Annotated in this window: 18 protein-coding genes and 2 pseudogenes; 7 read left to right on the top strand and 13 right to left on the bottom strand. The window is 59.8% G+C overall.

Going from position 1 to position 25,066, the window contains the following annotated elements; genetic code table 11:
- The first annotated feature begins 103 nt into the window (after positions 1-103).
- The 3 genes and pseudogenes from FBX99_RS03190 (at position 104) to FBX99_RS03200 (ending at position 4,969) form a co-directional block, all read left to right on the top strand.
- A complete protein-coding gene (locus tag FBX99_RS03190) occupies positions 104-3,961 on the top strand; it encodes a M10 family metallopeptidase (protein ID WP_145130592.1) in 3,858 nt (1,285 codons plus the stop codon).
- 149 nt (positions 3,962-4,110) lie between these two features.
- Positions 4,111-4,536 carry a YciI family protein gene (locus tag FBX99_RS03195; RefSeq protein ID WP_145130594.1) on the top strand — a complete coding sequence of 142 codons (426 nt, stop codon included), beginning with the start codon at positions 4,111-4,113 and terminating at the stop codon, positions 4,534-4,536.
- Positions 4,537-4,560: 24 nt separating this feature from the next.
- Positions 4,561-4,969 (top strand): annotated as a pseudogene (locus FBX99_RS03200) (VOC family protein).
- Between the two features lie 23 nt (positions 4,970-4,992).
- On the opposite strand, the gene FBX99_RS03205 reads toward FBX99_RS03200, so the two are convergent.
- The 6 genes from FBX99_RS03205 to FBX99_RS03230 form a co-directional block, all read right to left on the bottom strand.
- Entirely contained in the window at positions 4,993-5,985 is a 993-nt protein-coding gene (locus FBX99_RS03205; RefSeq protein WP_144922005.1) for a LacI family DNA-binding transcriptional regulator, read from the bottom strand.
- A gap of 75 nt (positions 5,986-6,060) precedes the next feature.
- Positions 6,061-7,584, bottom strand: coding sequence for a glycoside hydrolase family 32 protein (locus tag FBX99_RS03210; protein WP_145130596.1), 1,524 nt, complete (start codon positions 7,582-7,584; stop codon positions 6,061-6,063).
- A complete protein-coding gene (locus FBX99_RS03215; protein ID WP_144922018.1) occupies positions 7,581-8,720 on the bottom strand; it encodes an ABC transporter ATP-binding protein in 1,140 nt (379 codons plus the stop codon). Before FBX99_RS03215 ends, FBX99_RS03210 begins: the two co-directional genes overlap by 4 nt.
- A 27-nt stretch (positions 8,721-8,747) precedes the next feature.
- The gene (locus FBX99_RS03220) at positions 8,748-9,590 is read right to left on the bottom strand and encodes a carbohydrate ABC transporter permease (protein WP_144922025.1); all 843 of its coding nucleotides are present in this window, start codon (positions 9,588-9,590) and stop codon (positions 8,748-8,750) included.
- A complete protein-coding gene (locus FBX99_RS03225; RefSeq protein ID WP_144922031.1) occupies positions 9,587-10,549 on the bottom strand; it encodes a carbohydrate ABC transporter permease in 963 nt (320 codons plus the stop codon). Before FBX99_RS03225 ends, FBX99_RS03220 begins: the two co-directional genes overlap by 4 nt.
- Before the next feature lie 21 nt (positions 10,550-10,570).
- Positions 10,571-11,845, bottom strand: a complete 1,275-nt coding sequence (locus tag FBX99_RS03230) for an ABC transporter substrate-binding protein (RefSeq protein WP_144922036.1) — start codon at positions 11,843-11,845, stop codon at positions 10,571-10,573.
- A gap of 168 nt (positions 11,846-12,013) precedes the next feature.
- On the opposite strand from FBX99_RS03230, the gene FBX99_RS03235 reads away from it, so the two are divergent.
- Complete coding sequence (locus tag FBX99_RS03235) at positions 12,014-13,579, top strand: carbohydrate porin (protein WP_145130597.1); 1,566 nt, start codon at positions 12,014-12,016, stop codon at positions 13,577-13,579.
- Between the two features lie 200 nt (positions 13,580-13,779).
- Here the strand turns inward: FBX99_RS03235 and FBX99_RS03245 are convergent, their stop codons facing one another.
- Both FBX99_RS03245 and FBX99_RS03250 read right to left on the bottom strand, forming a co-directional pair.
- The gene (locus FBX99_RS03245) at positions 13,780-15,633 is read right to left on the bottom strand and encodes an ABC transporter ATP-binding protein (protein WP_145130599.1); all 1,854 of its coding nucleotides are present in this window, start codon (positions 15,631-15,633) and stop codon (positions 13,780-13,782) included.
- 97 nt (positions 15,634-15,730) lie between these two features.
- Positions 15,731-16,606 (bottom strand): LysR family transcriptional regulator, encoded by an 876-nt coding sequence (locus FBX99_RS03250; protein ID WP_144922048.1) that lies wholly within the window; start codon positions 16,604-16,606, stop codon positions 15,731-15,733.
- A gap of 125 nt (positions 16,607-16,731) precedes the next feature.
- Here FBX99_RS03250 and FBX99_RS03255 point away from each other — a divergent pair, with 125 nt between their 5' ends.
- Positions 16,732-17,601, top strand: a complete 870-nt coding sequence (locus tag FBX99_RS03255; protein WP_144922051.1) for an NmrA family NAD(P)-binding protein — start codon at positions 16,732-16,734, stop codon at positions 17,599-17,601.
- Between the two features lie 178 nt (positions 17,602-17,779).
- Here FBX99_RS03255 and FBX99_RS03260 read toward each other — a convergent pair whose 3' ends face one another.
- From FBX99_RS03260 to FBX99_RS03270, 3 genes are all read right to left on the bottom strand, one after another.
- Complete coding sequence (locus tag FBX99_RS03260) at positions 17,780-19,195, bottom strand: amino acid permease (protein ID WP_144922056.1); 1,416 nt, start codon at positions 19,193-19,195, stop codon at positions 17,780-17,782.
- 142 nt (positions 19,196-19,337) lie between these two features.
- Positions 19,338-20,390 carry an ornithine cyclodeaminase gene (locus FBX99_RS03265; protein WP_145130601.1) on the bottom strand — a complete coding sequence of 351 codons (1,053 nt, stop codon included), beginning with the start codon at positions 20,388-20,390 and terminating at the stop codon, positions 19,338-19,340.
- Between the two features lie 50 nt (positions 20,391-20,440).
- Positions 20,441-21,475 carry a histone deacetylase family protein gene (locus FBX99_RS03270; RefSeq protein ID WP_144922061.1) on the bottom strand — a complete coding sequence of 345 codons (1,035 nt, stop codon included), beginning with the start codon at positions 21,473-21,475 and terminating at the stop codon, positions 20,441-20,443.
- A 119-nt stretch (positions 21,476-21,594) separates the two neighbouring features.
- On the opposite strand from FBX99_RS03270, the gene FBX99_RS03275 reads away from it, so the two are divergent.
- Positions 21,595-22,095 (top strand): Lrp/AsnC family transcriptional regulator, encoded by a 501-nt coding sequence (locus FBX99_RS03275; protein WP_144922066.1) that lies wholly within the window; start codon positions 21,595-21,597, stop codon positions 22,093-22,095.
- Between the two features lie 29 nt (positions 22,096-22,124).
- Here the strand turns inward: FBX99_RS03275 and FBX99_RS03280 are convergent.
- Positions 22,125-22,376: pseudogene (locus FBX99_RS03280) on the bottom strand (LysR substrate-binding domain-containing protein); the annotation flags it as partial.
- Between the two features lie 51 nt (positions 22,377-22,427).
- Positions 22,428-23,342 carry a LysR family transcriptional regulator gene (locus FBX99_RS03285; RefSeq protein WP_144922071.1) on the bottom strand — a complete coding sequence of 305 codons (915 nt, stop codon included), beginning with the start codon at positions 23,340-23,342 and terminating at the stop codon, positions 22,428-22,430.
- Positions 23,343-23,598: 256 nt separating this feature from the next.
- Between FBX99_RS03285 and FBX99_RS03290 the strand changes: the two genes are divergently transcribed.
- Positions 23,599-24,624: a zinc-dependent alcohol dehydrogenase family protein gene (locus FBX99_RS03290; RefSeq protein ID WP_144922077.1), complete on the top strand. Its 1,026-nt coding sequence runs from the start codon at positions 23,599-23,601 to the stop codon at positions 24,622-24,624.
- Positions 24,625-25,066: the final 442 nt, after the last annotated feature.

Genomic DNA, 25,066 nt, shown 5'->3' on the forward strand with positions numbered 1-25,066 from the left:
TTTGGTGGCAAGGTGATATCAATGCTGCCATTTCCAGACACCATGCCCCCTTGCAGCGGCCGAACCCAGGAAGGGCCGTCGATTTGCACACAGGAAGCTTTGCATGCCTAGTCCATTTAGTTATTCATCTGTTTCATCGGCAACGCTGACGGGCAACGCGCAAATCGACAGCTTGATCTATGGCACTTACTGGACAGGTACCAGCAACGGTACGTCCCTGACATACAGTTTCATAACCAGCGACTCTGTGTTCGCTTCGTCCTATAGTTACGAAAGGGAGTACATCGGCAAGTATGTCCTGAGCTCGACGCAGAAAACCGCCATTGCCAGTGCACTCGATCAATGGAGCTCAGTCGCCAACATCAAGTTCACGGAGGTCAGCGAGACCTCCGCAAATGTCGGTGACTTGCGATTTGGCGGCTATTTCTGGATGGATTCCGACACCGCAGCCTGGGGGTACTTCCCCGGGCGAAGCCCCGTCGCCGGCGATGTCTGGATCGGGCGGGCGACCAATGATCCGACTCCCGATCAAGGGAGCTACGACTACCTGACTTTCATGCATGAGATCGGTCATGCACTGGGTTTGAAGCATCCGTTCTCCCAGGGGCTGACAAACAAGACGGTGCTTGCTGCCCAGTACGATGATGTTCGTTACACGATCATGAGTTACGACAACGCGTACTCCTACGAGCCGACCACGCCCATGTTGCTGGACATTGCCGCCATCCAGCGACTCTATGGTGCCAACACCCAGTGGCAAACCGGTAATAACACCTATAGTTGGGCGGCGGATCAAAAGGTCTTTGAAACTATCTGGGATGCAGGTGGCACCGACACAATCGATGCCAGCAATCAGGCGGCAGCGGTGCGCATCAACCTGAACGAAGGTCAGTTCAGCAAGATCGGCAAGACGTTCCTTGATTCCAACTTCCGCGACTTCAACGAAGGCTTGGCAATAGCCTACGGTGCAAAAATCGAAAACGCAGTCGGTTCAGCCTTTGACGATACGTTGATCGGTAATTCACTGGGCAACGTCCTGAGCGGACTTGCCGGCAAGGACACCATGGTTGGCGGGGCAGGTAACGACGTTTACGTGGTCGATAACCTCGGGGATATAGTCAGCGAAACCAGTACCCTGGCCAGCGAGATCGACACGGTGCGCTCTTCGGTGAGCTGGACCTTAGGCGCCAATCTGGAAAATCTTGTCCTGACCGGAACTGACCACCTCAATGGTACTGGCAATGTCCTGAACAATGTGTTGACCGGCAATGACGGTAACAACGTTCTGAACGGTGGAGTCGGGCTGGATACGCTGGTCGGTGGTGAGGGGAATGATACCTATGTCGTCGACAACCTTGGCGATAAGGTCACCGAGCTTGCCGACGCAGGTCGAGACCTGGTTCGTACTTCAGTAAGTTATACCTTGTCCGCCAATGTCGAGGACGGTCAGTTGCTTGGCACTGCAGCGCTCATCCTTGTTGGCAATGCCCTGGACAACAGCTTGACTGGCAACGCCGCCGCCAACGTGCTCAACGGCCAGGGCGGTGCGGATACCATGATGGGCGGGGCCGGCAACGATACCTATGTGGTCGACAACGTCGGGGACACGATCACCGAGGCAGGTGCGTCGCTCACGGAAATCGACAGCGTCCTGTCGTCCATCAGCTACACCCTGGGCAGCAATCTCGAAATCCTCACGCTCAGCGGAACAGGCAGTATCGACGGTACCGGCAATGCCCTGAACAATCGCCTCACCGGTAACGCCGGCGCCAACGTCCTGGACGGCGGCCTCGGTATCGACACCCTCAGCGGCGGAACCGGTAACGATACCTACGTGGTCGACAACCTCAAGGATGTGGTCAGCGAAACCAGCACCCTGGCAAGTGAAATCGATACCGTGCGCTCCTCGGTCAGTTGGACCCTGGGTGCCAACCTGGAAAACCTCACGCTGACAGGTGTTGCCGCAATCAACGGCACCGGCAACGCCCTGGCTAACGTGCTCACCGGTAACGCCGGCAACAACGTGCTGAATGGTGGCGCCGGGCGGGACACGCTGATCGGTGGGGCGGGGGATGACACCTACCTGATCGACAACCTCGGTGACACGATCACCGAGCTCGCCGACGAAGGCCGCGATCTGGTCCGCACGTCGGTCAGTCATACCCTGTCGACCAACGTCGAGGATGGTCAGTTGCTCGGCATCGCTGCCATCAACCTGGTCGGTAACGCCGCGGACAACACACTGTTCGGCAACAGCGCCGCCAACGTGTTGAATGGCCTGGACGGTGCGGACATCCTGGACGGTGGTGCGGGTGCCGATACCTTGATCGGTGGTACCGGCAACGACACATATATCGTCGATAACCTGAAGGACGTCGTCAGCGAAACCAGTACCCTGGACAGCGAAATCGACACCGTGCGTTCTTCGGTGAGTTGGGCCCTGGGCGCCAACCTGGAGAACCTCACGCTGACCGGTGTTGCCGCGATCAACGGTACCGGCAACGCCCTGGACAACGTGCTGATCGGCAATGCCGCCGCCAACATCCTCAACGGCCTGGGCGGTGCGGATAGCATGATGGGCGGGGCCGGCAACGATACCTATGTGGTCGACAACGTCGGGGACACGATCACCGAGGCAGGTACGTCGCTCACGGAAATCGACAGCGTCCTGTCGTCCATCAGCTACATCTTGGGCAGCAATCTCGAAATTCTCACGCTCAGCGGAACAGGCAGTATCGACGGTACCGGCAATGCCCTGAACAATCGCCTCACCGGTAACGCCGGCGCCAACGTCCTGGACGGCGGCCTCGGTATCGACACCCTGATCGGCGGGGCCGGCAACGATACCTACCTGGTCGATAACCTCAAGGATGTGGTCAGCGAAACCAGCACCCTGGCAAGTGAAATCGATACCGTGCGCTCCTCGGTCAGTTGGACCCTGGGTGCCAACCTGGAAAACCTCACGCTGACCGGTGTTGCCGCAATCAACGGCACCGGCAACGCCCTGGCTAACGTGCTCTCCGGTAACGCCGGCAACAACGTGCTGAATGGCGGCGCCGGGCGGGACACGCTGATCGGTGGGGCGGGGGATGACACCTACCTGATCGACAACCTCGGTGACACGATCACCGAACTCGCCGACGAAGGCCGTGATCTGGTCCGCACGTCGGTCAGTCATACCCTGTCGACCAACGTCGAGGATGGTCAGCTGCTCGGCGTTGCCGCCATCAACCTGGTCGGTAACGCCGCGGACAACACGCTGTTCGGCAACAGCGCCGCCAACGTGTTGAATGGCCTGGACGGTGCGGACATCCTGGACGGTGGTGCGGGTGCCGATACCTTGATCGGTGGTACCGGCAACGACACATATATCGTCGATAACCTGAAGGACATCATCAGCGAAACCAGTACCCTGGACAGCGAAATCGATACCGTGCGTTCGTCGGTGAGCTGGACGCTGGGCGCCAATCTGGAAAACCTCACCTTGACTGGCACCGCCCTCATCAACGGTACCGGTAACACCCTGGACAACGTGCTGACCGGCAATGCCGCCAACAATACGCTGAACGGTGGAGCAGGCAACGATCAACTTGACGGCGGCGCGGGCAATGACCTGCTGATCGGTGGCATTGGTATCGACACCCTGACCGGTGGTGCCGGAGCCGACCGATTTGTGTTCAGCGCGCTGAATGAGCTGGGTATCGGCGGCGCTCGCGATGTCATTCTGGACTTCAGCAGACTCCAGGGCGATAAGCTCGATCTGTCGAAGCTGGATGCCAATATCCTCGTGGCGGGGATCAACAAATTCACTTTCATCGATTCGGCTGATTTCAGCGGTGTGGGGCAATTGCGCTTCGTCGATCATGTGCTTTCCGGCAATATCGACGGCAATACGGCAGCGGACTTCGAAATCCAACTGGTGGGTGTCAACACCTTCAGTGCCAGCGATCTGGTCGCCTGACCGATCGGCCTATGAGTCATTGTGGCGAGGGGAGAGATCCCTTCTCCACAAAAATAATTCCAGCCAGCCTGTCGATTTCTCCCATTGTCATTCGATTATCCATGGAACCGCTGCAATGGCGGCTTAACTCAGTATCAGGAGATAAGACCATGCGATTTTTGGTGATCGTCAAAGCCAGCCCGGAATCCGAAGCCGGGGAAATGCCCAGTGAAGCGTTGCTGGCGGCCATGGGCGCCTACAATGAAGAATTGGCCAAGGCCGGGGTGATGCTCGCGGCTGAAGGTTTGCACCCCAGTTCCAAGGGCGTGCGCGTACAGTTTTCCGGCAAGAACCGCACCGTCGTCGACGGCCCCTTCGCTGAAACCAAGGAGTTGATCGCCGGCTTCTGGATCTTCCAGGTCCAGTCGCTGCAAGAGGCCATCGACTGGGTCAAGCGTTGTCCGAACCCGATGATCAGCGACAGCGAGATCGAAATCCGCCAGATCTTCGAAATGGAGGATTTCGGCGAAACCTTTACCTGCGATCTACGCGAGCAGGAAGACCGTATCCGGGCGCAAATGCCCAATCAATCGTGAAACCTGACGACAGGAGATCCGACCATGAGAATCATTCCCTACCTGACCTTCAACGGTAACTGCAAGGAAGCCTTCGCGCTGTACAAGGACGTGCTGGGCGGCGAGCAGTTTTCCATGACCTTTGCCGAAGCGCCTGAAGAAACGGGCATGCCCAAGGACAACAACCTGATCCTGCATACCTGTCTGACCTGTGGGCGATTTCAGCCTGATGGCCTCCGATTGCCCGCCGGGCCAGCCATACCGTAAGCCGCAAGGTGTATCGGTGTCCCTCAATGTCGACAGCGTGGCCGAGGCCGAGCGGCTGTTCAATGGGTTGAGCGCCGGTGGCAGCGTGCACATGCCATTGGCAAAGACTTTCTGGGCGGAACGCTTCGCCATGTTCGAAGACCGTTTCGGGATTGCCTGGATGGTCAACTGCGAAGGTGCGAAGTAGGGCGGGGCGAACGGGGTGTCGATCTATATCGACGCCCTGATCACCAGCGGGCAATCCACTGGCTGGGTGCCCGTGACCTCCAGCGTTTCGATCAGGTGCCGGGCGGCCTGACGACCAATCTCGTAGTACGGTAGCTGCACCGTGGTCAGGGGGGGGATGAACAGCTCGGCGATACCGATCATGTTGTCATAGCCGAGCACGGCTACATCGTCGGGAATCTTCAGGCCACGGCCCAACAGCAACTGATAGGCACAAAAGGCAATGCGGTCGTTGCCACAGATCAGGATGTCGAATTCGGGGCGACCGTCGAGGATATGCCGGTCAAGGATGGCGGCCGTTTCATCATAGGCATCGTGATCGGACAGATCGTATTGCAACAGTGCTTGCGGGGGCAGCCCGAATGCCTGGCAGGCACGCTGCAGGCCGGCCTGTCGCAGGCCCCAGGCAACGCTGCGCTTTGGCAGGTTGATGCACAGGGGGCGCCGATAGCCCTGGCTCAAGGCGTGATGCATGGCGCGGTGCTGGCCGCTCTCGTCATCCGGTACATAACTGACCAGGCGACTGTCATCCTCCAGGCAGTTGGCGAGCACCAACGGTTTGCTTTTCAGGCGCTCGGGAATGCTCACCTGGCGCAACCCCATGGCACTGAAGATCAACCCGTCGGGCCGGTGCGAGAGCATCAGGTCGATGTCCTGGTCGGTGGGCGGGTTGTTCAACAGGTTGAGGATGAAGACGTTCCAGCCTGCTTGCTGCGCGGTCTGTTCGATGGACAGCAGCAGCTCCACTGCGAACGGAGTGGTCGCAGTGTCCAGGGCGAACACGCCGATGGTCCTTGCCTGTAGATTGTCGCCGCGCATTCTGCGCGCCGACAGGCTCGGTACGAATTGCAGCTCATCAATGGCGCGACGCACCCGCTGGAGAGTTTCCGCGCTCAGTTTTTCCGGATTGTTGAGCGCTCTGGAAACCGTCATCAGGGACACGCCGGCCAGCTGTGCAACGTCTTTCACTGAAGTCATGCGAGGTGGGGCCCGTCAGGTTGACGGGCAATCATGACACAGGGGCCGGGCTTCCCGCGACTTCGACGATGGCGTTCATAGCCAACCTGAGCCCAGGGACCATGCCCTGGAAATAGAGACGTGCCCGCCGGCCCCGCTGGCCAGTAACTTCAGCCCCAGGCTGTCGGGGCGGGGATAGAGGCGGCTGCTGAGGCTGAAGCGTCCGTTCAGGTCAAACACTTCAATGGACGAGCGATCAAGAAACACGCGCAACTCCAATTGCTCCAGCGCAGGGTCTATCGGCACGCTGCGCTGACCGTCGACCGGCATCCCCGAACGGCTGCGATCCAGCACCAGGCGCTGCAATGCCCCGTCGTAGTAGAGCAGGGTCTGTTCAGTGCTTTCGTCATCATTGCTGCAGCGCAAGGCGACGCCCAGGTGCCCGTCCGTGCAGCCAGACAGGTCCAGGTGCAGTTGGAGTTCGAGCCGGTCGCCGCTGATGTGCGGCACCCCTTGCATGCCGGACCCGGCCCACGGTGGCGTGCCTGGCAGCGGCAACTGGCGCAAGGCAGTCAGCTCTCGCGCCGGGAACACACGCAGGCGGTCGGCATGCAACTCAAGCTCGCGGGGCAGGCCGAGCATGCCACACCAGTGATGCGCCTGGCTCGGCATCGGGCTCTCCCACATGTCGAGCCACGCCCACACCAGGCGTCGTCCGTCGGCGGCCTCCAGCGTCTGCGCGGCGTAGAAGTCATGACCATTATCCAGTTCGATAAAGGGCCCGCCGGTGAAGTGCCAGTCGCTGTCGAGCCGGCCTACCCGGTAACCGGTCTGATACTTGTTGAGCCGTTCGTAACCCTGCGGATGCATGCCTTGGGGGGAATACAGCAGCACATCGCGCCCGCCCAGTCGAAATAGATCCGGGCACTCCCACATATAGCCATCGCCTTCCTCGCCCCCGTCGACATAATCGAGGAACTCCCAGGTGTGCAGATCAGCTGAACGGTACAGCGGCAGCAGCGGCCGGTCGCCCTGGCGTGCGCCGGCAATCAGGTACCAATGGTCATCCTGCTTCCAGACCTTGGGATCGCGAAAGTGCATGATCGTGGCCTCGGGTGGGCGTTCGATCACCGCGCCGTGCTTGACGAAGTGAATGCCGTCGGTGCTGGTGGCCAGGCACTGGACCTGTCGGATCAAGCGTTCGTCCCCCACAGCTCCCAGCCAGGTATGCCCGGTGTACACCAGCGCCAGGGTATCCCCGCACACCACCGCACTGCCGGAAAAGCACCCGTCGCGGTCGAAGTCGTCGCCCGGTGCCAGGGCAATGGGCAAGTGCTGCCAATGGACCAGGTCAGCGCTCTTGGCATGGCCCCAATGCATGGGACCCCATTTTGCTTCGAAGGGGTGGTGTTGATAGAACACATGGTATTCGCCCCGGAAGTACACCACGCCGTTAGGGTCATTCATCCAGCCCGCCACAGGGGCAAGATGATAGGCGGGTCGATAATCCTGGATGACGCGGGACATGCCATCGCTCAGCGCCTGCTGTGCATGTTCGAGGGCCGGGGACAGGGTTGCAGGGGGCATAGGTGCGTTCATGGTATTCAAAGGCAAGGTCATAGGGCGCCTGCGGAGACCGGGCGCCGTGGCACGCCATCGGGCAGGGTTTCAAAGGCGTGGCGCTTCAAGGCCACCCCGTCGGTATCGAACAGGTGCAGATTGTCGGTTTCCAGGCGCAGTTTGACCCGGTCGCCGACCTGCCAGCCTGCGTTCACCTCGCAACGACAGATCAGCGGCTCGTCCTGGCCGGTATCGACGTGCACATAGGTTTCGCTACCGAGGTATTCGACCCCGGTCACGACCACGCCAGCGGATCCTGGCGCGGCTTCCAGCGTCACGTGTTCCGGGCGGATCCCCAGGCTCAGTTGGGTGTCGGCCGCGAGGCCTGCGCTGTCGAAGGGCAGGGATGCCTTGCCCAACACGAAGCTTTCCACCAGGCTGGTTTCCCCTGGCTCATGCAGAAACGCCGCAAGAAAATTCATCCTGGGCGAGCCCAGGAAACCGGCGACAAAGCGGCTGGCCGGGCGCTCGTAGAGTTCACGGGGCGAACCGACCTGTTCGATACGCCCAGCGTTGAGCACGACAATCTTGTCGGCCAGGGTCATCGCTTCGACCTGATCGTGGGTGACGTAGATTACGGTCGAACCCAGCCGGGCGTGCAATCGGGCGATTTCGTTGCGCATCTGTACCCGCAGGGAGGCATCCAGGTTGGACAGCGGTTCATCGAACAACAGGATGTCCGGTTCCCTCGCCATGGCCCTGCCCATGGCCACCCGCTGACGCTGCCCGCCCGACAACTCCTTTGGCTTGCGTTGCAGGAGCTTGTCCAATTGCAGGATCTGCGCGGTTTTCAACACTCGCTCACGCAGGCTGGTCTTGTCGGTCTTGGCCAGTTTGAGCCCGAAACTGATGTTGTCGTAGACGGTCATGTGCGGGTACAGCGCATACGATTGGAACACCATGCCGACGCCACGCTCCCGTGGCTCCAGGTCGTTGACCCGACGGCCGTCGATCAGCAGATCGCCGTCACAGATCGAGTCCAACCCGGCGATCAGGCGCAGCAAGGTCGATTTTCCGCAGCCGGAAGGGCCGACGAACACCACGAACTCACCTGCCGCGATGTCCAGGCTGACGTCGCGCAGAATGCGCGCGCCGCCCAATTGTTTGTTCACGTTATGCAGTTTCAATTTGCTCACGATGGGGTTCCTTGTCTTTATGGGGCTTCAGCCCTTCAACGCGCCGGCAGTGAGGCCGGAAACGATCCGGCGTTGGAAGATCAGCACCAGGATGACCAACGGGACAGTGACCAGCACCGACGCCGCCATCAACAACCCCCAGGGCAGTTCATGGGAGCTGCCGCCGGAAATCAGCGCGATGGCGACCGGGACCGTGCGTTGGGTGTCGGTCAGGGTGAACGTCAGGGCGAACAGGAATTCGTTCCAGGCCGCAATGAAGGCCAGCAGGCCGGTGGTGACCAGCGCCGGCCAGAGCAGCGGCAGCAGCACGCGGGTCAGTGTGACCCACGGCGAAGCGCCGTCCATGATTGCCGCTTCTTCCAATTCGTGGGGTAGCTGTCCCATGAACGTCGTCAGTATCCAGACGGTGAAGGGCAAGGTGAAAATCGTGTAGCTCAGGATCAGCGCCCAGGAGGTGTTGTAGAGGCCTAGGGCCCGTATCACCTCGAACAGCCCGGACAATACGGCGACCTGAGGAAACATCGACACGCCGAGGACCAGCATCAGCACCGTGCCGCGACCACGAAACTTCACCCTGCCCAATGCGTAGGCAGCTGTCAGGCTGAGGAACAGCGCCAGCGCGACCACGCACAGCGAAACCACCAGCGAGTTCCCGATCGCCCGCAGAAATGAGGCTTGCTGGAGCACGGCGGCATAGTTGGAGAAGTCGGGGTTGTCGATCCAGTAGCTCACCTGGAACAAGGCCGTAGACGACTTCAGCGACGTGACGATGGCGTAGTAGAAAGGGAAGACCGCATACAGCAGCAGGATTGCGATCAGGCACCAGAACCCCAGGCGCAACAGGGCTTTCTTCAGCAGTCGCCGGTTCATGAGCGAACCTCCATCTGGCGACGTCCGAGGTACAGATAGACGATAGCGATCACCGCGACCACCAGGAACAGCAGGCTTGAGGCGGCACTGCCGTAACCGACGTCCTGGAATTCCACCAGGTGCTGACGGGCGTAGACCGACATGCTCATGGTGCTCGAAGAATTCGAGGTCAGCACATAGATGACATCGAATACCCGCAAGGCGTCGAGAATGCGGAAGATCGCTGCCACCAGCAGCGCCGGCAGCAGCAATGGCAGGGTGACCCGCCAGAACACTTTCAGGGGGTGGATGCCGTCGACTCGGGCGGCTTCGTAGCAATCGCCCGGCAACATCTGCAAGGCCGCCAGCATCAATAGCGTGACGAAAGGGACTGTCTTCCAGACGTCGACGATGATCACCGCCCACATCGACAGCTGCGCGTCTGCGGTCCAGGCCAGAGGCGCATCGATCAACCCAAGACCCAGCATCAGGTGATTGATGATGCCGAACTGGTCGTTGAGCATCCATGACCAGATCTTCGCCGAGACAATGGTCGGAATCGCCCAGGGAATCAGAATCAACGCCCGCACCAGGGCACGCCCAGTGAAGTTGATGTTCAGCAACAGCGCCACCAGCAGCCCCAGGACCATTTCCAACCCCACCGACACCACGGTGAAGTGCAGGGTGTTGCGCACCGCGTTCCACCATTGCGGATCCACCAGCACGCCGGACCAGCCGGAGCCGCTGTAGAACAGATAGTTGCTCAAGCCGACAAAGGTGCCACCGCTGGTGTCCGCGAGGCTGGCATCGGTCAGGCTGAACCAGAATGTACGCAACAGCGGCCAGGCGGCCACCAGGGTCAGGCACAGCAGCATCGGCGCCAGGAACAGCCAGGCGGCGCGCACTCGACGACGTTGTACCGGCGTTTCCCGGGCGGGCAAGTGCTCGACGCAGGGCGCGTGGGCAGAAGAGACAGACATGGTGTTTTCCTTCCTTGTGGCTTACCAGTTCCGGCGTTTGATACGCGTAAGTTCGCTTTCCAGGTCGGCCAGCGCCTGATCGACCGGCAACTCTCCAGCCAATACTCCGTGGACCTGGTCGAAGAATGCATTGGAGACTCGTGGATAGCGGGCGGCAGTGATGGCGGCGGGACGCATGACCCCATCGTTCAGGATGCTGTGCAACTGGTTGTAATAGGGCATGGCCGCGAGCAGTTCAGGGTCTTGGTAGAGCGACTCGATAACCGGGTTGTAGGCGCCCACCAGCGCACGATGCTTCTGTTGCTGGGCGCTGGTCAGGTAGCTCACCAGCTCCGCGGCCAGCTTGGGCCTGGCACTGTAGCGCGATACCGCCAGGCCCCAGCCGCCGAGGGTGGAGGCGTGGCTGCCGGTCGCGCCGCCACGGGGCAGGGGGGCGACCCCGACCTTGTCCTTCACCGCACTGTCCGGACTTTGCACCAGGGCCCAGGCATACGGCCAGTTGCGCATGAACAGCGCATTACCCGATTGGAATACTCCACGACCTTCCTCTTCGGTGTAATTGAGCACGCCACGGGGGGATATATCGCCCACCCAGCTTTTCGCCAGGGTCAATGCAGCCCTTGCAGCCTGGTTGTTGACCACGATATCGCCTTGCGGGTTGACCAGGCCGCCGTCCGGTTGACTGCTGATCCATTCCAGCGCGTTGCAGGTCAGGCCCTCATAGGCGCGGCCCTGGAAGACATAACCCCATGCGTTGGCGTTCCCGGCGTGGCGCTCTGCCTGCTGCACATCCCTGGCGATAACCGTCATTTCCTCCCAGGTCTGAGGGACCGGCTTGTTGTACTTATCGAGCAAGTCCTTGCGGTAATACAACAGTCCCGAATCGGTGAACCACGGCATCGTGACCAACCGCCCATTTACCGTGGCGTTATCCACCTGGGCCTGGAAGTAGCCTTGGGTCGCATCGGCGGGGAGTACCTCGCGCAGGTCCAGCAGATGATTGGCCAGCATCCCAGGCCAGACCATATCGATCTGGATGATGTCGATGTCGCCGGACTGCGCACTGAGGATCTGCTGGTAGAACGACAACCGCTCGGTTGCCGAGTTAGGCGTGGACACCACGTCGACGCTGTGACCGGTCTGTTTCGACCAGGCCTCGACGGCCTCCTTGCACAGTTGTAATTCCGCGCCCACCGCGCCGCAGGAGATCGTCAGATCGGCCGCGCTGGAAAGGCAGGGAAGCCCGGCAAAAGCGCTGAACAGCGCTGCTGGAAGGAGCGATTTGAGTCGTTTCATAAAGCCCTCTTTATTTTTGTTTTTATAAAAGTTAACGTTAACATCGCCAAATGTAGCAGCGTATTTGCGATGAGGCATCCTTTTTTTCGTGGAATGTGACAATTGGTTTCTCCATGAAAAAGAGTCGGTCGCGAGACAGAACAATAAAAACAAAACAGGGAAATCCACATGCAGAAAGCATCAAGCTGGCTCATTGCAGGCGTGCTCGGTACTTCGGCGGCCACGGTCCAGGCCGCGACGCTGGAAGAGCGCATGGCTGCCTTCGAAGCCCGCACCAGCGCAGCGGAAAAGCGCGCAGCCGCCGCCGAACAACAGGCCCAGACACTCGCCAGGGAACTGCAGCAACTCAAGCTCACTCACCCTGGCTTGCAACCGACGGCCGCCGTTGCGAGCACTCCCGTGGCGCCCACCCTGGACGCGCGGTTGGCAAAACTCGAAGCCAGTCAGCAAAACCTGGAAAAGGCCGGTAGCGGCGGGCACCTCTCTGACGGGTTCAGCTTCAAGGGCTACGCCCGTTCCGGATTGCTGATCAACGATGGGCTGGGGGGAGGGCGCGGCGGCCCTTATACGACTCCGGCCGGCTCCGTGGGGGGCGCGGTGGGGCGACTCGGCAACGAGGACGACACCTACATGCGCATCGACCTGTCGAAAGAGCTATATGCGCAGAATGGCACCCGTTCCAAATTCACCGTGTCCATTGCCGATGGCGTGGAAAGCTCCAATGACTGGACCGCCGAAGAAAGCAACCTGAACGTGCGCCAGGTGTTTACCGAGCTCGACCATCTTGCCGCGTTCAAGGGCAACCCGATGTTCGAAAACGCCACCCTGTGGGCTGGCAAGCGCTTCGACCGGGACAACTTCGATATCCACTGGCTCGATTCGGACGTCGTCTACCTGGCCGGTACCGGCGGTGGCATCTACGACGTGCAGATGAATAAGGACTGGCGCTCGAACTACTCGCTGATCGGGCGCAACTACGGGGACTTCAGTGAAGGTGGGGTCAATGCCGACGTGGAGAGCTATGTCCTGACCTCCAACCAGTTTTTTGCCAACGGACAATGGCAATGGATGTTCAACGGCATCGGCTCGAAGAAAAACGATTTCAGTACCCGCACCAATCAAGCCGGCCTGGCTCCGGCGGATTCCGGTTTGCACAGCATGATCGCTAATCATCAGCGCTCCTTTTTTGGCCGTGAAGGCTTCTTCAAGACGGCGCTGCTCTATGGGCAAGGCCTGGGGGCTGAGGTCAAGAATATTGGTGCGGACGGCGAACTGATCGACGAAGCCCGGGCCATGCGCCTGGCGCTCTACGGTGAAACCCCGATTGCGCCCGGCTGGCGCATCGGCCCGAGCCTGTTGGCCGAACAGAGCAAGGACCGTTACGTCAAGGGCGACGACTATCGGTGGATGACTCTGAACGTGCGACTGGCCAACGAGATCAACAGCAATTTCGAGATGGCCTATGAGATGAGCTGGCAGACCATGGACCTTGATCCCAAGGGCTACATGCAACGTAACGCGGTGGACGGCAACTTCTGGAAATTCACCGTTGCGCCGACCTTCAAGCCGGATTTGGGCGACCTGCTCACCCGTCCTGAATTGCGGGTGTTCGCGAGCGTCATGAACTGGTCTTCGGATCTCGACCGCTACAGCACTTCGGATTCGTTCGGCAAGACGGATTTCAATGCCGGTGGTGTCTGGCAGTACGGGATTCAGATGGAAACGTGGTTCTAGGGTTTTGTACGAAAAGTCGCCGAGCGGCGATCTCGTGGCGAGGGAGCTTGCTCCCGCTGGCCTGCGCAGCAAGCCCGAAACCCGGCGGTTCGTTGTGCCAGTCTGAGCGAACCATGGGGTATGGGGCCGCTATGCGGCCCAGCGGGAGCAAGCTCCCTCGCCACAGGGAATGGTGTGTTGCCTTGGGGGCTGCGCCATTCCTATACCATCGCCTCGGCAACCCCCTGATCCTCACCCAGGAACCCCCCGCTCTGATGCTGCCACAGCCGCGCATAGGTACCGTTTTTCGCCAGCAGTTCGGCGTGGGTGCCTTGTTCGATGATGCGCCCGTCATCCATGACAATCAGCCGATCCATCGCGGCGATCGTGGACAGGCGATGGGCAATGGCGATGACTGTCTTGCCCTGCATCATTTCATCGAGGCTTTCCTGGATGGCGATTTCGACTTCCGAATCCAGGGCGCTGGTGGCCTCGTCCAGCAACAGGATCGGCGCGTTCTTGAGCATCACCCGGGCGATGGCGATGCGTTGGCGCTGGCCGCCGGATAGCTTGATGCCGCGCTCACCCACCAGGGTGTCATAGCCGGTGTGGCCCTGGCGGTCGCTCAATTGGCTGATGAACCCGTCGGCCTGGGCATTGGCTGCGGCCCTGCGGATCTGTGCTTCGGCCGCATCCGGACGACCATAGGCGATGTTGTCGCGAATGGAGCGGTGGAGCAGGGACGTATCCTGGGTGACCATACCGATGGCGCTGCGCAGGCTGTCCTGGGTAACGCGGGCGATGTTTTGCCCGTCGATGCGGATTTCACCGCTGTCCACGTCGTAAAAACGCAGCAGCAGGTTGATCAGCGTGGATTTACCGGCACCGGAACGGCCCACCAGGCCGATCTTTTCGCCCGGGCGAATATTCAGGCTCAGTCCATCGAGTACCTGGCGTTCGCCGCTGTAGTTGAAGCTCACGTTGTCGAACGTCACCGCGCCACCGGAGGGCACCAGCACGCCGGCGTCCGGCGCGTCCTGCACCTTGGGGCCTCGGGTCAAGGTGCCCATGCCATCCTGCACGGTGCCGATGCTTTCGAACAACGAGGTCATCTGCCACATGATCCAATGGGACATGCCGTTGATACGCAACGCCATGGCCGTGATCGCCGCCACCGCCCCCGTGCCGACTTCGCCCTGGTGCCAAAGCCACAAGGCATAGCCGCCGGAGCCAAGGATCAGCGCCACCACCAGCGCCTGATTGACGATCTCGAACTGGCTGACCAGGCGCATCTGGCGAAAGCCGGTCTGCTTGAAGTCCTCCATCGCCGCGCGGGCGAAGTGTGCTTCGCGCTTGGAGTGCGAGAACAGCTTCACGGTGGTGATATTGGTGTAGGCATCGGAAATGCGTCCGGTCATCGACGACCGGGCATGGGCCTGTTCCTGGCCGACTTGCCCCAGGCGCGGCACGAAATACAGCATGGCCAGCCCGAACAGCACGATCCAGGCAATAAAAGGCAGCATCAGTTTCAAGGCGAAGCCGCCAGCCAGCGCGATGATCGCGATGAAGTACACGCCGATTCCGGGTGCGATTTCGATCACGGTGAACAAGACTTCGCGCACGGCCAACGCCGTCTGCATGACCTTGGTCGTGACCCGGCCGGAGAACTCATCGGAAAAGAAAGAGAGGCTTTGCCGCAGCATCAGCCGATGGAAATCCCAGCGTAGCCGCAACGGCAAATTGATCGCCAGGACCTGATGCTGGACCATGGTTCGCAGCGCCACCAGCCCGATGCTGGTCACCAGGACGATGCCGATACCCCACAGCACCCGGCTTTCCTGGCCCTGTGCATCACCGCCGGCCTGCCAGGTCGAGAGCAAGTCCACCACCTGCCCAAGAAAAGAAAACAGCCAGGCCTCGTAGATCGACACACTGGCACTGAGCAGCGCAAACAGCAGGATATAGCCCCGGGCGCCCCGCGTGCAGGCCCACAGGAACCGCGTCAGGCCAACCGGCGGCGGTGGTGCTTCATCGGGCGGGAAGGGGTCGAGTCTTCGTTCAAACACACGAAGCATTGTGCTCTCCGAAAGGGATGAATTGAGAAGATTCTACCTTGAGACCTTAGTTCAAAGCTTTTCATCAGGATGCGCAGGAGTCAGAGCGAAGGCTGTTCTATCCATTCAGAACCAGCGCCATGTCCGGGTATCTGTCGCACATGAAATCGACAAAGGCGCGAACCTTGGGCGCAGCCAGGCGCCGGGAGGTGTGCAAAACCCACAGCGCCGGCTCCGCCCCCGATACCGTGCCCCACTGAACCAACTCGCCACGCGCCAGTTGATTCCAGGCAATGGATTGTGGGATCAGTGCAGCGCCGCCACCGGCAATAGCAGCATCGCGGACCATCAGGAACGAAGAGAAACGCAGCGTCGGGATCGGTTCCAGGATCAACTGCCCTTCGTCGAGACTCCACCGGGTGGGCTGGAAAGTCGTCGTGACGATGCCAGGGACGGATCTGACCGCGCCGGGCGCCGGCTTGGGGATTCCAGGTGCGGCCACGACCACCAGTCGGTCCCTGGCGAAACATCGCCCGACCAGATTGCTGTCCGGGCTCGGGTTGATCCGGATCGCGACGTCGAATTGTTCTTCCACGAGATCCACCGCGCGATCCTCCGCCGTGACTTCAAGCTGGACTTCCGGGTAGGCCGCACAGAACTCGGCACCAATGCGGCCCATCGCGAGTTGGGAAAACAACACCGGGGCCGCCACCCGCAAGTACCCGCGGGGTGTCGAAACGCCCTCGCGTGCCGCCGTCATCGCTTCGCAGACTTCACTCAGCAGGCCTTCCGTTCGCGACATCAGCCCCTCGCCGGCTTCGGTCAGCTTCAGGCCGCGGGCACTGCGCTCGATCAGCCTGACGCCCAGTTGTTCTTCAAGCTCGCTGATACGCCGCGACAAGGTGGCCTTGGAAACGCCGCTCGCGCGGCTTGCCTTCCCCAGTCCCCCATGGGTTGCGACAAGGATGAAGTCGGACAGTGAGTTCAGGTTCATGGTGTTCCATATATGAAACGAGGTGTCTGGATTCTGTGATCTTTGTTTCCCGAGTGCAACGGAATACTTTCTCCTCGTCGTCATCTCAATGACCCATCCAGATACCTACTGCAGGAGATTCAAACATGAGCATTCTCGTTATTGGTGCCACCGGCACGGTTGGTTCACTCGTTACCCAAGGCCTTGCCGGCGCGGGCGCCGAAGTCAAGGCGCTGGTGCGCCAGGCAGGCAAGCGCGATTTCCCCGTCGGTGTCACTGAAGTCGTCGCCGACCTCTCCGACGTCGCGTCGATGCGTGTCGCGCTGTCCTCGGTGCGTACGCTGTTTCTGCTCAATGCGGTGACACCCGATGAGGTGACCCAAGCCCTCATCACGCTGAACCTCGCTCGGGAGGCGGGCATCGAACGCATCGTCTACCTGTCGGTGATTCACGCCGACAGGTTCACCAACGTTCCGCACTTCACCGGCAAGCATACGGTTGAACGAATGATCGAAAGCCTCGACATCCCCGCGACCATCCTGCGTCCGGCTTACTTCATGCAAAACGAACACATGGTCCTGCAGACGCTCCAGAACTACTCGGTCTACCCGATGCCGATCGGCTCGGCGGGCGTTTCGATGATCGACGCCCGTGACATCGCCGACGTGGCCGTTGCGGAGTTGCTGCGACGCGACAAGGCACCTTCTCCCCTGGATCGGGTAACGCTGGAGTTGGTCGGGCCTCAGGCACTCACCGGTGCCTCCGTGGCGAAGATCTGGAGCTCGGCCCTGGGGCGCGAGATCGCCTACGGCGGTGATGATGTAGCAGCCTTCGAAGGGCAACTGGCTGCATACGGCCCCAGCTGGTTGGCGTATGACATGCGCCTGATGATGGAGGGTATCCAGATGTTTGGCATGCAGGCGGCTGAAGGAAGCGTGGAGCGGCTCCAGACCCTCATCGGGCATCCGCTGCGTACTTATGAAGACTTCGTGCGCGAGGCGCTTGCCGGGGCATAGGGAGTCACAACGGGGGCAGGTGTTGCCCCCTTCGTGGCGTCAGGCTCTTGAAAAGTGATCTGCCACTGGAACCTCCCTCTTCAATTGGCCGTCGGGGCCACTACAGCCCTCTGCTCAGCGATTCAAATAGAGGTCTGTCTCTTTATGCCGTCCAGCGCAGAGGCTTCGTTAGAGCCGCTCAACCGAATTGACTTGCCGATTCAACTGCGCTTTCAGGCTTCCTCCTACGTGTTAACTGATAGGCAATTGCCAGCCATATGAACCACCCTGGCATGACCAACAGGGCAACGCGGGTGTCAGGTCTTAATGCCAGCAGGCAGAGAACGAAGCCCAGAAAAGCCATTGAGAACCATGCCATTGGGACGCCGCCTGGCATCTTGTAGGCAGATTTGGCATGAAGCTCAGGACGCTTTTTGCGGTAGGCAATGTAAGACGCGAGAATGGTCGACCAAGTGAAGATCACCAGAATCGCAGACACGGTGGACACAATGGTGAATGCCGTCATGACTTCCGGAACGATGAACAGCAAGAGCACACCCAGCAGCATCAATAGTGTAGTGAAGGCCAGGCTCAGCAGAGGCACGCTGTTGCCCGATAGACGCCGAAAAATACCCGGAGCGTTGTCCTGATTCGCCAACCCGAACAGCATGCGGCTCGATGAAAATACACCGCTGTTGGCCGATGAGGCCGCCGAGGTCAGGACCACGAAGTTGACGATACCGGCCGCTGCGGGGAACCCGGCGACGAGGAACAGTTCGACAAAAGGGCTTTTGACGGGGGAAACCTGTTGCCACGATGTCACGGCAATAATGCAGGTCAGCGCGAGGACGTAGAACAGGATGATCCGCAGCGGAATGGAGTTGATGGCTTTGGGCAGGGTCTTCTCCGGCGAGCGGGTTTCGGCGGCGGCGGTGCCGATCAGCTCGGTGCCGGCGAAGGAAAAGATCGCCATTTGAAATCCGGCGAAGAAGCCAAGCAAGCCGTTAGGGAAAGCCGCCTGTTTGTCCATCAGGTGACTCAGGGACGCGGTGACGCCACTGGGGGAAACGAAGGAGCTGGCAATCAGCACGGTGCTGACGCCGATCAGGGTCACGACGGCAATGATCTTGATGATCGCGAACCAGAACTCCACCTCACCGAACAGCCTGACCGTGAGCACGTTCAAGGCGAACAGTGTCGCCAGCATGCCGACGGCGGGTATCCACGCCGGCACATCGGGGAACCAGTACTGGAAGAATCCGCCGACCACGACAGCGTCGCCGATCACCGCGACGCTCCAGCTCAGCCAGTACGACCAACCGAGAAAGAACGCCGCGCGCGGGCCGAGGTAGGCGCCGGCGAAGTCGGCAAAGGTTTTGAAGTTGAGGTTGGACAGGAGCATTTCGCCCATGGCACGCATGACGAAAAACACGAACAGACCAATGATCATGTAGATGAGGATGATCGACGTCCCGGAGAGGGCGATAATCTTCCCGGAGCCCATGAACAGGCCGGTCCCGATGGCTCCGCCCATGGCCATTAACTGGATGTGACGATTGCTCAGCGTGCGCTGCAGCGCGGGCTGTTCGAGCAGCCCGGAAGGGATCGATTTCATTACAAAACCTCTTGATTTTATGTTTTTGAGTTTTGGCAGAAAGCAGGTGTCGAGCGTTCTTGTTAGAGAGGCAACGGCTAATCAAAACGATGCCTGGAGGGTGAATGGCCCCTCGCCAAGCGGCGAGGGCGGCCATTACGGATCAACTGACGGTGCGTAGACGCGAGGCTTTGGCCGGTGGCGGATCGAGCAGTTGGAAGAGGTTTTTGATGTTGGCCGGCGTCGGGACCAGATGGACGCGCTGGCCGATTTGCTGTGCCTGAGCCAGGTCGTTGAGATAGCGCAATGAAGAAAAGTCTTCCAAGGCAAAGCCCACCGAATCAAACACCGTCACCTGCACATCGTTTTCGCGTCCGGCCACTTCGCCCTGCACAATCCGGAAAAACTCGATCACCGGAGAATCGGCTTCCAGTTGCTGAATGTCGCCTTCAATGCGGGTCTGCGGCTCGAACTCGACGATGACTCGGGCGTTGCGCAGGATGTCGGCGTGCAGTTCGGTTTTACCCGGGCAATCACCACCGACCGCATTGATGTGCATGCCGGGCTCGATCATCTCGGGCGTCAGAATGGTTGCGTAGGCTTTGTCGGCGGTGACTGTGGTGACGATGTCCGCGCCCTTGACCGCGTCCTTCACCGAGCTGGCCAGAATCACTTCGATGTCCGGGAACGCCGCGAGGTTGTGTTTCAGTTTGAGGGACGCCTCTTGATCGATATCGAAAATGCGGATTTCGTTGATGCCCAACATTTCATGAAAGGCCAGCGCCTGGAATTCGCTTTGGGCACCGTTGCCGATCAGGGCCATCGAGGTCGCACCGGGGCGAACCAGCGATTGCGCGACCAACGCGGAGGTGGCTGCGGTGCGCACGGCGGTGGTCAGGGTGAGTTCGCTGAGCAGGGTGGGATAGCCACTCTGCACATCCGCCAGAAGCCCGAAGGCCATGACCGTCAGTAAATTCTGCTGGCCGTTGTTGGGGTGGCCGTTGACGTATTTGAACGAGTACTGCTGGCCATCGTCGGTCGGCATCAACTCGATCACGCCGTCCGTTGAGTGGTTGGCCGTGCGCGGTGATTTATCAAACTGCGCCCAGCGTGCGTAGTCGGCTTCGATGTAGCCCGCCATTTCGCAGATGGCGCGGCGGATACCGACTTGGGTGAACAGGCGTGCAGCATCATCGACATCTATAAAAAGCGTCATGTTCTTATTCTCCGATCCAGACATTGAAAGGCTGTAGAGCGTGGGGTGGCTCAGCTGCGTTTGCTCTCGAAACCGTGCAGTACGTTGACGGCATTGATGCCGATTTCATCGACCATGTAGCCGCCCTCCATCACGAACAGCGTCGGGCAGCCTACGCTCGCGATCAGCTCACCGATGCCAATGAAGTCGTCACTTTCCAGCAGGAAGTGACTGATGGGATCGTCCTTGAACGTGTCGACTCCCAAGGAAATCACCAGCACTTGCGGCGAGAACTGCTGGAGTTTTTTGCAGGCGTGGAGCAGGGCGTTGCGGTAGCCCTCCCAGGTGGTGTTTTTCGGCAGGGGATAGTTGAGGTTGTAACCCTCGCCGACACCCGCGCCGATTTCGTGGCTGTAACCCGAGAAATACGGGTAGGACACCGCCGGTTCACCGTGCAGCGACACGAACATGACGTCGCTGCGCTGATAAAAAATGTTCTGCGTGCCGTTGCCGTGATGGAAGTCGACGTCCAGCACCGCGACACGTTTGGCGCCCTGGGTGATGGCCTGTTGCGCGGCAATGGCGGCGTTGTTGAGGTAACAATAACCGCCCATGTATTCGCGCGCGGCATGATGGCCAGGCGGGCGGCACAGGGCGAAGGTACTGTCGTGGCCTTCATCGAGCAGGGCCAGGCCGGTGAGGGCGATATCGGCGCTGGTTTTCACGGCTTGCCAGGTCGTCGCGGTAATGGGTGAGCCGGCGTCCATGGCATAGAAGCCCAGCTTGCCGTCGATGAACGTTGGCACCTCTTCGCCGGCCAGATCGCGCACCGGCCATACCAGCGGCAAGGCGTCGTGAGTGCGACCGGTTGCGCACCATTCGCTCCAGGCATTTTCCAGAAAACTGACGTAGCGCTCGCTGTGCGCGTTGACGTAACACGAGCGGTCAAAAGCGCGCGGTTCGATGATCTGACCAAGGCCAACCTGTTTGACGCGGTTGTGCACCGTGTCGGCCCGACTCGGCTGTTCGAAAGACGGTTTGAGCACACCGTCTTTCAATTCGGTGCCGTGGTGCAACCGGTGGGAATCACTGAAAACTGTAAACATTCTGCGCATCCGTTAATGTGAGCCAGTGCAAATATTCTGTTCCGGCCGGGCTGCACTTTCTTTGCTTTGTTTTCGTGATTTGGTGGATTATTCGGGTGTTTTTACTCAGGAGTGATGTCATGCAGAAAAAAATATCCAAACGCATCAGTCTCGATGAAACCGATCTGGCCATTCTCGAGTTGTTGCAGGAGGACGCGAACATTTCCAATGCCGAACTCAGTGAGCGGCTGTCGTTGAGCCTTACTCCGTGCTGGCGGCGGCGCAAGCGAATGGAGGAGGCGGGTGTCATCAAGGGCTATCAAGCCAACCTTGATCGGCGAATGCTCGGGCTGGATATCATGGCATTCGTTCACATTCGCTTTTCCACCCATGCCGATCACGCTCCGGACGCCTTCGAGGCAGTGATTGCGCAATTGCCAGAGGTATTGGCCTGCCACAAGATCACCGGAGATGCCGACTACGTACTTCAAGTGTTGGCCGAGGATCTTGATAGCTATAGCGACTTTATCGAGCAAGTGCTGAGGCGCCAGGTCGGTATCGCGTCTATTCAGTCGAGTCTGGCTCTGCGCGAAGTCAAAGCGGGTAGCCGTATGGCCATACCCAAATTGAGCAAGGATTGAAGATCGGACGTTCTGGGCTGAACAAGGCGCTAAAACCTTCCCGCCACGTCTGTCGTCATAAGCATCTGCTGGAAGCGTTCCAGAAAGACCGACTCGGCGCGGGTCATCCTTTGTTCCCGATTCCAGAGCAAATAGACGTTCACATCGCTGACGCCCTCCCAGGGCGGCAGGCGCCAGATTTCATCGGTTTGCACATCAGCGGCGACAATATGCTCGGGCAGGCGGCCAATGCCATATCCGGCAGCGACCAAACGCAAGATTTCATCCAGGCTGGGTGAGGATGGTCTATGAAAAGGCAAAAATGATCAGATAAACAGCCTATCCGGCGACGTCTAAAGACTCTCAGGGTCGCCGAAAAACATCTGAATCCGAGACCGCAACCAGCGTTCCCCCGGGTCATTGTCCTGGGACCCACGCCAGGCCATGTGCAATTCAAAGCTGCGCACCGGGATCGGCGGATCTTCCGCGCGCACGCCGCCGGCGGCGGTCAGTGCATCGGCGGTGTAGTCGGGGACGGTGGCGACGATGTCGGTGCCGGCCAGCAGGGTGCTCAGGCCATTGAACTGCGGCACCGCCAGTACCACATGGCGCTTGCGACCGAGTTTTTCCAGCTCTTCATCGATGAAACCGCTCAGGTCGCCGGCGAAGGACACCAGGGCGTGGGGGCGAGCGCAGAATTCGTCCAGGGTCAGTTGCCCCGGTGCGGTGTCGGCCCGTAGCACCTTGGGCATGCTGCGGCGCAGGACCTTGCGCTTGGCGTTGGCCGGCAGGTCGTCGGTGTAGCTGACACCGATGGAGATTTCGCCGGACGCCAGCAGGCTCGGCATCAGGATGTAATTGACCCGGCGAACCACCAGCACGATGCCGGGGGCTTCGGCACGCAGGCGCTTGAGCAGCATCGGCAGCAGGGCGAATTCGGCGTCGTCCGACAGGCCGATGCGAAACACCGAGGTGCTGGTGGCCGGGTCGAATTCCGCCGCGCGGCTGACTGCCGTGGAAATCGAATCCAGGGCCGGGGAGAGCAGGGCGAAGATTTCGATCGCCCGGGCCGAGGGTTCCATGCTGCGACCGGTGCGCACGAACAGCGGGTCATCGAACAGGCTGCGCAGGCGCGACAATGCGGCGCTGATGGCCGGCTGGCCGAGGAACAGCTTCTCGGCGGCGCGGGTCACGCTGCGTTCATGCATCAGTGTTTCGAATACGATCAACAGGTTCAGGTCGACACGACGCAGGTCATTGCGATTCATCTGGGGTCCTGGCAGATTCGGCGAGCTTGACGTGAGCGGCCATATGCGAACAATGACCGGCATGAATCTTACGGGGAAAGGCTGGTACTCTGCACTGGCTAAATGAATTTTTGTAGGATTTGCCCTACTGGGCTGATTGATTTTCTTGCTGCGGAATCAATGACAGGCATGTCGACTATTAATAGCCACTGATGGTCTTGGCTACAAAGCCCGGATAGAGTTCATGGCATTAGAGGTTACTTTGACGAGGTTTGCGATGTCCCGCACGATCCGTTTTCACAAGTTTGGTGGTGCCGAGGTGCTCAAATGCGAAGAGCAGCCGGCGGCTCTTCCTGCGCCAGGAGAAGTGCAGGTCCGTGTCGAAGCGATCGGCATCAGTTGGCATGACACCCTGTGGCGCCAGAACCTGGCGCCGTCCCAGGCCCGTCTGCCTTCCGGCCTGGGCCATGAAATGGCCGGTGTGGTGACGGCGGTCGGCGACGGTGTCGACGATCTGGTCGTGGGCGACAAGGTCGCCAGCTTCCCCGCGCAAAGCGCGAACGATTATCCGGTGTACGGTGAGATCATTGTGCTGCCGCGCACCGCGCTGACCCGTTACCCGGATGTCTTGAGCCCTATCGAAGCCGCGGTTCACTACACGCCGCTGCTGGTCGCTTATTTCGCCTACGTTGACCTGGCACGGGTCAAGCCCGGGCAGTTCGCCCTGGTTACCGATGCCAGCCATTGCGCCGGCCCTTCCTTCGTACAGCTCGGCAAGGCGCTGGGTGTACGGGTGATCGCGGCCACCAAGACCGCTGACGAGCGCGAGTACCTGTTGTCCCTCGGGGCCGAGAAAGTCATCGTCACGGAAGAGCAGGACTTGCTGATGCAAATCAACAAGCTCACCGACAATCGTGGCGTCGACATGGTGTTCGACGGCCTGGGCGGGCCACAGATGTCGCTGCTCGGCGATGTCCTGGCTCCACGAGGCAGCCTGGTACTGTATGGCCTGCAAGGGGGGAACCAGACACCGTTCCCGGCCTGTGCGGCGTTCCAGAAGAACATTCAGTTCTTCGTGCATTGCATCGGCAATTTCACCGGTAAGCCGGAGTTGGGCATCATCCAGGACCAGGTGGCGCTGCAGCGGGCGCTGCGTGATATCAACCAACTGACTGCCGACCGCGTCTTGCTGCCACTCAAGACCCGGGTCTTTCCGTTCAATGAGTTTGTCGAGGCTCACCGTTACATGGACGAATGTCCTTGCCGTGAGCGCGTTGCCCTTCAGGTTGTCGATCCCGCCTGACGCCTGTCTTGCGCAAGAGTCATTGTCCTTGGCTCTTGCGCTGCCCTCGGTCTGACCGGGCCTTTCTTTCCCCCTGCTTCAGCATATGTGCGTGTCCGGCAGTCCGTTCACGACGACTCCGTTTACCCTGTCGGCAACTGAACTGGTTTTTGCCCTCAATCTGTATCTTCTAATCATTATTGAAGTCCTGATAATTGAATGCTGGTTTTCAGCTCAAGGAAGAAGTCATGACTCAATACATGTTTCCAGAAAAGCTTGATCCGTCAATGTCTGTTCCAGACGCTTCAGGCGTTAATGGAGGCAGGATCTTCTATCGGTTATCGGAAAGGCTGTATGAGACAAGCGGTCAATTAAAGTTCGGCAAGTTCTTTATTTTGCGTACTCATTGTCTGTGGGACGCTGTCGGAATTCTCCTAGGACGCATCGTGGAATGCGTAGAGCC

The organism is Pseudomonas sp. SJZ074, assembly GCF_007828215.1.
GTDB lineage: Bacteria > Pseudomonadota > Gammaproteobacteria > Pseudomonadales > Pseudomonadaceae > Aquipseudomonas.